Below are 8,103 nucleotides of genomic sequence, written 5' to 3' on the forward strand. Positions count from 1 at the left end.
TTTGACAAGACCATACCCTGCTAGGAGTACTAATCTTCAGCAACAAAGCCGTCATTCTCAATAAAGTGGTGTTCTGTCATTCCTTGGTCAGTAAAGACAATCCCATGAAGGACACCACCATAAACAGCTCCTCCATCCATTCCAATCTTGCCATCTTCTGTAGTCCAAAGCTCAGCAGTACCACGCTCTTGCTTTAACAAACCATAGACCGGTGTATGGCCAAAGACAATGATTTTTCCAGTATGATTTTCTGCTTCGTGGAATGGTTTTCTAAGCCATACTTTCTTGTAATCTGTGGTTTCATGCCAGTCGTCTAAGGTCAAATCAATACCTGCGTGCACAAAGATATACTTGTCTGTCTCTACCACAAATGGCATTTGACGAATAAATTCGACCAAGTCTGCCGCTTCAGTGGTAACCCGCTTGGCATCCTCAACTCCATCAACCGGTGCATCCAAAGGACGACCTAGGATAGAGTTAATGGTTGTATCTCCACCATTGCGACGATAGTGATCATAGCTTTCTTCTGGATCATCTAGCCATGTCAAAAACATATACTCATGATTTCCTGACAAACAGATAGCCCCTTGATTATCCACTAAGTCCTTAACCATCTCTAGAACACGGCGACTATCTTCACCACGGTCAATCAAATCCCCTAGAAAGAGTAACTGGGTCTGACCATCCCATGTTTTGAGAAGGTCTTCCAGCATCCCAGCTTTTCCGTGAACATCTCCAATTACATAATAGTCTGTCATCTTATTTCTCCCTGTTTCTCAACAATTCTCTGGCTTGCGTCAGGGCTGCTTCCGTCACATCATCACCTGCCAACATCTTAGCAACTTCTTCCACTCGCTCTTCAACCGTCAAGAGACGAACAGTCGAAACCGTTGAATGCTCATTGCTAATCTTCTCAATAAAGAATTGATAATCCGCAATCGCAATCACTTGTGGCAAATGGGAAATAGCCAGAACCTGACCATGCTGACCAATTTTATGAATTTTCTGTGCAATAGCCTGAGCTACACGACCTGAAACTCCCGTATCCACCTCATCAAAGACAATGCTGGTCTTGCCTTCTTTACGTGAAAAGGCAGACTTAATGGCTAGCATGAGACGAGATAATTCCCCACCAGATGCAACCTTAACCAAGGGTTTAAAATCTTCGCCAGGGTTGGTTGAAATATAAAACTCAACCATTTCATTTCCCTCACGACTGAATTTGCCCTTGCTAAAACGAACCTGAAACTGAGCTTTTTCCATATAGAGGTCTTGCAGTTCTTGTTTAATCTCTGCTTCTAGCTGCTGAGCCAAGTCATGACGAGCAGAGGCAAGCTGACCTGCCAAATCAATAAGATTGACTTCTAATTTCTTGAGCTCTGCTTCCATGTCCTCAGACGAAAGGTTATTTCCTGTCAAGAGATTGTATTCTTCCGTAATCTTGGCAAAATAAAGCAAGACATCATCAACAGTCCCACCGTACTTACGGGTAATAGTATGAAGGAGATCCAAACGATTCTCGATCTGCATGAGACGATTACCATCAAAATCAAGGTCCTCAATGATTGCTTCCAAACGTTTGCTAATGTCTTCTAAGACATAGTATGTCTCAGACAAAGAGCTTGAAATTTCACGGTATTCAGGGTCGTACTCTTCAACACTTTCCATGTCATTCATGGCTGAACGAACATTGGCCAGACTTGAAAAGTCTTCATTGTCCAACATACTGTACGCATTGGTCAGCGTATCCGCAATATTTTTATGATTAAGAAGTTTATCACGCTCTTGGTTGAGAGACAGGTCTTCTCCAGCCTGCAAGTTTGCCGCCTCAATCTCTGCCATTTGAAATTCCAACATTTCAATACGTGCCTTGTGTTCCTGTTGGTTTTCCTTGACTTCCAGAACCTGCTTACGCATTTTTCGATAGGCATCAAAACTCGTTTGATAGGTTTCTTTCAAGGCCCAAAAGCCTGTATCACCAAATTCATCCAACATTTGAATATGCAGTTGGGGACGCATTAACTCCTCTTGGTCATGCTGACCATGAATATCTACCAGATGTTGCCCAATAGCGCGCAAAACAGACAGATTAACCATCTGACCATTGACACGGCTGATACTACGACCATTTTGCAGAATTTCCCGACGGATGATAATCTCATCCCCCATTTCCAAACCTTGATCATCGAAAATTTCCTGCAAAAGGCGACTATTCTCAACTGAGAAAAGCCCCTCAATCTCTGCCTTTGGCGCACCATGACGAATAACATCTGTCGTCGCACGAGCTCCCAACATCATATTCATAGCATCAATGATAATCGACTTCCCTGCACCCGTTTCACCAGTCAAGACAGTCATTCCCTTTTCAAAATTGAGAGAAATAGCCTCAATAATGGCAAAGTTTTTTATCGAAATTTCAAGTAACATATAGACCTACCAATTTTTTACTTGTTCAAAGATTTCCTCAGCTAGACTTTCGCTTCTTGCAATGACTAAAATCGAGCTATCATCAGCTAAACAGCTAAAAATCTTGTCCGCAAAAGTCTCAATTAACTGAGCTTTTACAAAAGCTGTATTTCCTGGAATAACTTGAAGATTGATCATCTTGTCCATCAATTCAGCTGACTCAATATTGTCTTCAGCCAGTTGTAAACTTTTTACGATTGATTTTGGCAATTCATAGACATAGGTGTTGTCTCTCAAAGGAATTTTGACAATACCTAGCTCTTTGATATCTCGGGATACCGTTGCTTGAGTGGCAGTAATGCCAGCTTCTTTCAAATGTTCTACGATTTCTTCTTGTGTACCGATTTGATAATCTGTCACAAATCGTCTAATTTTTTCAAGTCTCTCTTTTTTATTCATTTTTAAATTGACTATGCGCCCTCTCTACTACTTCTTCAATCTCAGCAAGAACCTGATTGCTTGCTGACTCTTCTTTTTTCAAATATGCTAAAAACTCAATATTTCCATGACCGCCTTGGATGGGAGAAAAGTCCAATCCAAGGACTGAAAAGCCTTCCTTTACTGCCATAGCTGTGACAGATTCAAGGACATGTTGATGGACCTTGGCATCTCGAATAATTCCATTTTTTCCAATCTGCTCACGTCCTGCCTCAAACTGGGGCTTAACCAAAGCCACAACCTGACCCTGATTAGCCAACACACGGTGCAAGGCCGGAAGAATCAGACTAAGGGAAATGAAACTCACGTCAATGCTGGCAAAGCTCGGTTCCTGCTCGAAATCAGTCTTTTCAGCATAGCGGAAATTGAACTGCTCCATGCTGACAACCCTTGGGTCTTGGCGTAATTTCCAAGCCAACTGATTGGTACCAACATCGACTGCAAAGACCAACTCAGCACCATTCTGCAACATAACATCGGTAAAACCTCCAGTAGAAGCCCCGATATCAATCGTGGTCGCGCCATCCACTGACAAATCAAAGACCTGCAAGGCCTTTTCCAGTTTCAAGCCACCACGGCTAACATACTTGAGTTTTTCACCCTTGAGTTTTAGCTCGGTGTCATCTGGAATTTTCTCTCCTGGCTTGTCAAACCGTTCTCCATTAAGGACTGCTACGACTAGGCCAGCCATCACACCGCGCTTGGCTTGTTCTCGCGTTTCAAACAAGCCCTGTTTATAAGCTAATACATCCACTCTTTCCTTAGCCATTGATTCTCAAACTTTCTACTACACTTACAATCGATCCTGTTTCAAATGTAACCTGCTGGGCAATTTCTTCTAATTTAGCCTCGGCTTGATCAAGAGTTTGGTTACAAAAGGCAATTGCCTCTTCCAAGCCCAACAAGGCAGGATAGGTTGACTTTTCAGCCTGCAAATCCTTTTGTGGTGTCTTGCCGATTTCCTCAAAACTAGCTGTCACATCCAGCACATCATCTCTGACTTGAAATGCAAGCCCAATCAATTCACCAACAGTTTTCAGTTTTGCCTGCATCTCAGGTGCCAATTCGGCTATAATGGCTGCAGCTTGGAATGGATAGGCTAGTAGTTTTCCAGTCTTATTAGCATGAATGGTCTGGAGTTCTTCCAAAGACAAGTGCTGGTGTTCGCCTTCCATATCCAAAACTTGCCCTGCCACCATACCCAGACTACCTGAAGCAAGGGATAAGTTGGCAATCAAGTCTACCTTGATCTGACTTGGCAAATCTGCCTGCGCTATCAAGGCATAAGGATCTAGGAATAAAGCATCTCCAGCCAAAATGGCCATAGCTTCACCAAATTTCTTATGATTGGTCAACCGCCCTCGACGGTAATCATCATCATCCATAGCTGGAAGATCATCGTGAATCAAGCTCCCGGTATGAATCATTTCCAAGGCCGCAGCAACCTGTGCGTGAGCCGGTTTAATAGCCACCTGCAAGGCTTCCAGAACTTCTAACAGAAGAAAAGGTCGAATACGCTTGCCACCAGCATGAATGGAATAGAGAACAGACTCTCGCAAACTAGAGGCAAACTGCTGGTCTCCATAAAAGTCTTCCAAAGCTGACTCAACAAGAGCTAATTTTTCTTGTTTTTTCATTCAAAATCACTTTCTGTTCCGTCTTCTTGCATAACCTTAACCAAGGTCTTTTCAGCCTTGTCCAGCGTCGCTTGGAGCTCTTTTGACAAGAGCATGCCCTTTTGAAAGGCCGCAATCGCATCTTCTAGAGCTATTTCACCATTTTCCAAACTTTGGACAATAGTCTCCAGTTCTGCTAGATTTTCCTCAAATTTCTTTTGTTTTGACATCTTTAACCTCTAATTCTACTTGACCATCTCGCATCAAAAGCGTCACTTGGTCTGTTCTCTTTAAATTCTCAACCGAATCTACAACGGACTCTTCTTTTTTGACAATAGCATAACCACGCGCCACGATTCGACTGGTATCCAACATCAGTAAGGCTTCTGATAATCTCTTGACCTCAGCAACTTTGGCATCATAAACCAGAGCCATTTGGCTACGGAGAAGCTTGTCCAACTGAGCTAGACGGTCTTGATAACGTTGAATTTTGGTAACAGGTGATAATTGTACCAGTCGATGCGTCCTTGCTTGGACTAGTTGGTTGCTGTCAGAAATCCGTGTTCGCAAACTTTGTTTTAAGCGCAGTTGCAGCTGATCCAAGCGTTGCAAATAACCATCATACAAACGCTCTGGCTGTCTAAAGATGACTGACTGACTGCATTTTTTCAAAGCTTCTTGTTTCTTAGATAGCACATTTCGAACTGCCGTTGCCATCCGTTTTTCCTGATTTTGCAAATGAGCCAACACATCCAACTTGGTCACAGGTGTTGCCAGTTCAGCAGCTGCTGTTGGCGTTGCAGCTCGTCGATCTGCCACAAAATCTGCCAAGGTCACATCCGTCTCATGCCCCACACTAGAAATAACTGGCAAACGAGACTCAAAAATAGCCCGTACCACAATTTCTTCGTTAAAGGCCCAGAGATCCTCTATGGAACCACCACCACGACCAATAATCAGCAAATCCAAATCGTCTCGTTGATTAGCACGCGTAATATTTCGAGCAATTTCCTCCGCAGAACCTTCACCTTGAACCTTAGTCGGATAGAGGAGGATATCGACACCTGGAAATCGCCTGCTAACGGTCGTGATAATATCTCGAATAACGGCTCCACTGCGACTGGTTACTACACCAATTCTCTTAGAAAATTGGGGCAGAGGTTGCTTGAACCTCTCTTGAAACAGGCCTTCTTCTGCCAATTTTTTCTTGAGTTGTTCAAACTGAATCGCAAGCGCCCCAACCCCATCAGGCTCTGCCTTTTCAATGATAATGGAGTAGCTTCCACTTGGCTCATAGACCTGCACACGCCCAATCACATTGATCTTCATCCCTTCTTCCAGGTCGAAACCTAATTTCTGATAAATTCCAGACCAGATGGTCGCTTGAATAACTGCATGGTCATCTTTTAGGGAGAAATATTGGTGAGTAGGTCGTTTACGAAAATTGGAAACTTGACCAGTTAAATAGACCCGTTCCAAGTAAGGGTCTTTATCGAATTTCATTTTCAGATACTTGGTCAAAGTTGTTACCGATAAATACTTTTCCATCTCCACCTACTATTCATTTTCTTGCTCTTTCATGGGTATTATTATACCAAAAATATGCCTAAAAATCTCCATTTATGTACCATTATGAGGGAAAAATAAAAAAGGAGGCAAAGCCTCCACATCTGATTATTTGCTGTTTCGAGCTTCTTCCAAAATCTTTTCAATCTTGGTTGTCAACAGGTCAATAGCCACGGTATTGCTGACCCCTTCAGGAATGACGATATCAGCATAACGCTTGGTTGGTTCGATAAACTGATGATACATAGGTTTAACCACACCTAAGTACTGGTCAATGACGCTATCAAGGCTACGGCCACGCTCTTCCATATCACGCTTGATCCGACGAATAATGCGCACATCATCATCTGTATCCACAAAAATCTTAATATCCATCAAATCGCGCAGGCGCTTATCCTCCAAGACCAAAATCCCCTCAACGATAAAGACATCTTGAGGTTCTTGACGATAGGTCTTGCTACTTCGTGTATGCTCTGTATAGTCGTAAGTCGGAATGTCCACCGGACGCCCTGCCAACAATTCCTTAATCTGCTCGATCATCAAGTCTGTATCAAAGGCAAAAGGATGGTCGTAGTTGGTTTTGACACGCTCTTCAAAGGTCAAATGAGACTGATCCTTGTAGTATGAATCATGCTCAATCATGGAAATCTTTTCATCAGGAAAATGCGATAAAATGGCTCTTGAAACACTGGTCTTACCACCACCAGAACCACCTGTCACTCCGATAATGATTGGTCTATTTTGCATGCTATCCTCCGTTTTTTTATCCGTCGTCTATTCTATCACATTTTTTGCAAAATTTATAGTCTGGTTTGGATAATCTAGGGGAAACAATTCCAATTTCTACACTTCAATTATACTAACGAAAAACCTTCCTTGGCTTGTAGAGATTGTCCCGTTTTTCTAGAATGGCTAGCAATGTATCTCCTTCAAAAGCAGCCAATTCTTGTTCTGTTTGGTCGAGTTCGATAAAACGACCAAAGCGTACTTCTGTAGCCTCTTCTTGAGTTAGGAAAACTTTGACAAGGTCGCCTGTCCCAATCTCTAGAGGATGAAGAAAGTCCAATTGACCAGCCTCCACTTTTTCAGCAATTTCTTCCAATGTAAGAGCATCTTCAAGCTGTAGACCGGCAGCACTAGTCCGTGTTAGATGTGACATATGAGCCGCATAACCAAGCTTCTCTCCCAAATCAACTGACAAGGTACGGATGTAAGTCCCCTTGCTACATTTCACACGAAAAGTAAAACGTGCTAAATTCCCCTCATAAGCAATCGGACTTGTCCGCTCAAATTGATAAATGGTCACCTGACGTTCTGGACGTTCCACTTCCTGACCAGCACGCGCATACTCATAGAGTTTGCGACCATTAACCTTAACAGCCGAATACATAGGCGGAATCTGAATAATAGGTCCTGTCAGACTGGCGATTGTTTCATCAACAAGCTTTTCATCCAAGGGCAATAAAACAGGTGTCTCAGCGACCACTTCCCCACTAGCATCCTCAGTTGTCGTTGAAAAACCTAGAGTGATTTCCCCCTCATAGACCTTGCCCTCGTCCTGCATAAACTCGACCATGCGTGTTGCCTTGCCCACCGCAATAGGCAAAACACCCACCACATCCGGATCCAAGGTCCCACCATGACCAATTTTCTTTGTTCCCAAAATCTTACGCAGTTTAAAAACCGCATCATGCGAGGTCATCCCTGCTTCTTTTTTTAAGTTGATAATACCGTTCATATCTTGCTTTCTAATTCCCTTTTCACTTTACATCAACATATTCTATCTTAGACAGATTTTAAAACTATATCAGCTCATTTTTCTAAATACTTCCTAGCTTCCTGAACATAAAAGAGCTCTGGATTTTCATGGGCAATGCTTTCAAACAAACTACGGGCACGAGCTTCATCTCCTTTTAGCTGGGCATTGAGAGCTCCATAATAAGAAAACATGATTCGAGCTAACTTACTTTCTGGTTCAGTAATGTCGAAGTAGTCGTTCACTTCTTTATTGAACACA

Annotated in this window: 9 protein-coding genes and 1 pseudogene; all 10 read right to left on the minus strand. The window is 42.8% G+C overall.

Features of this window, described 5'->3' with window-relative positions; genetic code table 11:
- Nucleotides 1-29 precede the first annotated feature (29 nt).
- The gene (locus CBI42_RS09460; protein ID WP_094753857.1) at nucleotides 30-758 is read right to left on the minus strand and encodes a metallophosphoesterase family protein; all 729 of its coding nucleotides are present in this window, start codon (nucleotides 756-758) and stop codon (nucleotides 30-32) included.
- Between the two features lies 1 nt (nucleotide 759).
- Nucleotides 760-2,427 carry a DNA repair protein RecN gene (gene recN / locus CBI42_RS09465; protein WP_094753858.1) on the minus strand — a complete coding sequence of 556 codons (1,668 nt, stop codon included), beginning with the start codon at nucleotides 2,425-2,427 and terminating at the stop codon, nucleotides 760-762.
- Between the two features lie 6 nt (nucleotides 2,428-2,433).
- Nucleotides 2,434-2,865: an arginine repressor gene (locus CBI42_RS09470; RefSeq protein ID WP_020900686.1), complete on the minus strand. Its 432-nt coding sequence runs from the start codon at nucleotides 2,863-2,865 to the stop codon at nucleotides 2,434-2,436.
- Entirely contained in the window at nucleotides 2,858-3,673 is an 816-nt protein-coding gene (locus CBI42_RS09475; RefSeq protein WP_049491594.1) for a TlyA family RNA methyltransferase, read from the minus strand. Before CBI42_RS09475 ends, CBI42_RS09470 begins: the two co-directional genes overlap by 8 nt.
- Entirely contained in the window at nucleotides 3,666-4,541 is an 876-nt protein-coding gene (locus tag CBI42_RS09480) for a polyprenyl synthetase family protein (RefSeq protein ID WP_094753859.1), read from the minus strand. Before CBI42_RS09480 ends, CBI42_RS09475 begins: the two co-directional genes overlap by 8 nt.
- Nucleotides 4,538-4,750 carry an exodeoxyribonuclease VII small subunit gene (locus tag CBI42_RS09485; RefSeq protein WP_000043225.1) on the minus strand — a complete coding sequence of 71 codons (213 nt, stop codon included), beginning with the start codon at nucleotides 4,748-4,750 and terminating at the stop codon, nucleotides 4,538-4,540. Before CBI42_RS09485 ends, CBI42_RS09480 begins: the two co-directional genes overlap by 4 nt.
- The gene (gene xseA / locus CBI42_RS09490; protein WP_049491590.1) at nucleotides 4,728-6,068 is read right to left on the minus strand and encodes an exodeoxyribonuclease VII large subunit; all 1,341 of its coding nucleotides are present in this window, start codon (nucleotides 6,066-6,068) and stop codon (nucleotides 4,728-4,730) included. The genes CBI42_RS09485 and xseA overlap by 23 nt, the downstream gene beginning before the upstream one ends.
- Before the next feature lie 126 nt (nucleotides 6,069-6,194).
- Nucleotides 6,195-6,833, minus strand: coding sequence for a uridine kinase (udk, locus tag CBI42_RS09495; RefSeq protein ID WP_001181377.1), 639 nt, complete (start codon nucleotides 6,831-6,833; stop codon nucleotides 6,195-6,197).
- Between the two features lie 112 nt (nucleotides 6,834-6,945).
- A complete protein-coding gene (truB, locus tag CBI42_RS09500) occupies nucleotides 6,946-7,824 on the minus strand; it encodes a tRNA pseudouridine(55) synthase TruB (protein ID WP_049491588.1) in 879 nt (292 codons plus the stop codon).
- A 74-nt stretch (nucleotides 7,825-7,898) separates the two neighbouring features.
- A pseudogene (locus CBI42_RS09505) lies at nucleotides 7,899-8,103 on the minus strand (hypothetical protein); the annotation flags it as partial.

Source organism: Streptococcus sp. KR, from assembly GCF_002238115.1.
In the GTDB taxonomy this organism is placed as follows: domain Bacteria; phylum Bacillota; class Bacilli; order Lactobacillales; family Streptococcaceae; genus Streptococcus.

What these genes read in the sequence shown, in the direction of transcription:
- recN (WP_094753858.1), bottom strand. Translation starts at nt 2,427, where the DNA reads ATGTTACTTGAAATTTCGATAAAAAACTTTGCCATTATTGAGGCTATT.
- truB (WP_049491588.1), bottom strand. Translation starts at nt 7,824, where the DNA reads ATGAACGGTATTATCAACTTAAAAAAAGAAGCAGGGATGACCTCGCAT.
- CBI42_RS09485 (WP_000043225.1), bottom strand. Translation starts at nt 4,750, where the DNA reads ATGTCAAAACAAAAGAAATTTGAGGAAAATCTAGCAGAACTGGAGACT.
- udk (WP_001181377.1), bottom strand. Translation starts at nt 6,833, where the DNA reads ATGCAAAATAGACCAATCATTATCGGAGTGACAGGTGGTTCTGGTGGT.
- CBI42_RS09475 (WP_049491594.1), bottom strand. Translation starts at nt 3,673, where the DNA reads ATGGCTAAGGAAAGAGTGGATGTATTAGCTTATAAACAGGGCTTGTTT.
- xseA (WP_049491590.1), bottom strand. Translation starts at nt 6,068, where the DNA reads ATGGAAAAGTATTTATCGGTAACAACTTTGACCAAGTATCTGAAAATG.
- CBI42_RS09470 (WP_020900686.1), bottom strand. Translation starts at nt 2,865, where the DNA reads ATGAATAAAAAAGAGAGACTTGAAAAAATTAGACGATTTGTGACAGAT.
- CBI42_RS09460 (WP_094753857.1), bottom strand. Translation starts at nt 758, where the DNA reads ATGACAGACTATTATGTAATTGGAGATGTTCACGGAAAAGCTGGGATG.
- CBI42_RS09480 (WP_094753859.1), bottom strand. Translation starts at nt 4,541, where the DNA reads ATGAAAAAACAAGAAAAATTAGCTCTTGTTGAGTCAGCTTTGGAAGAC.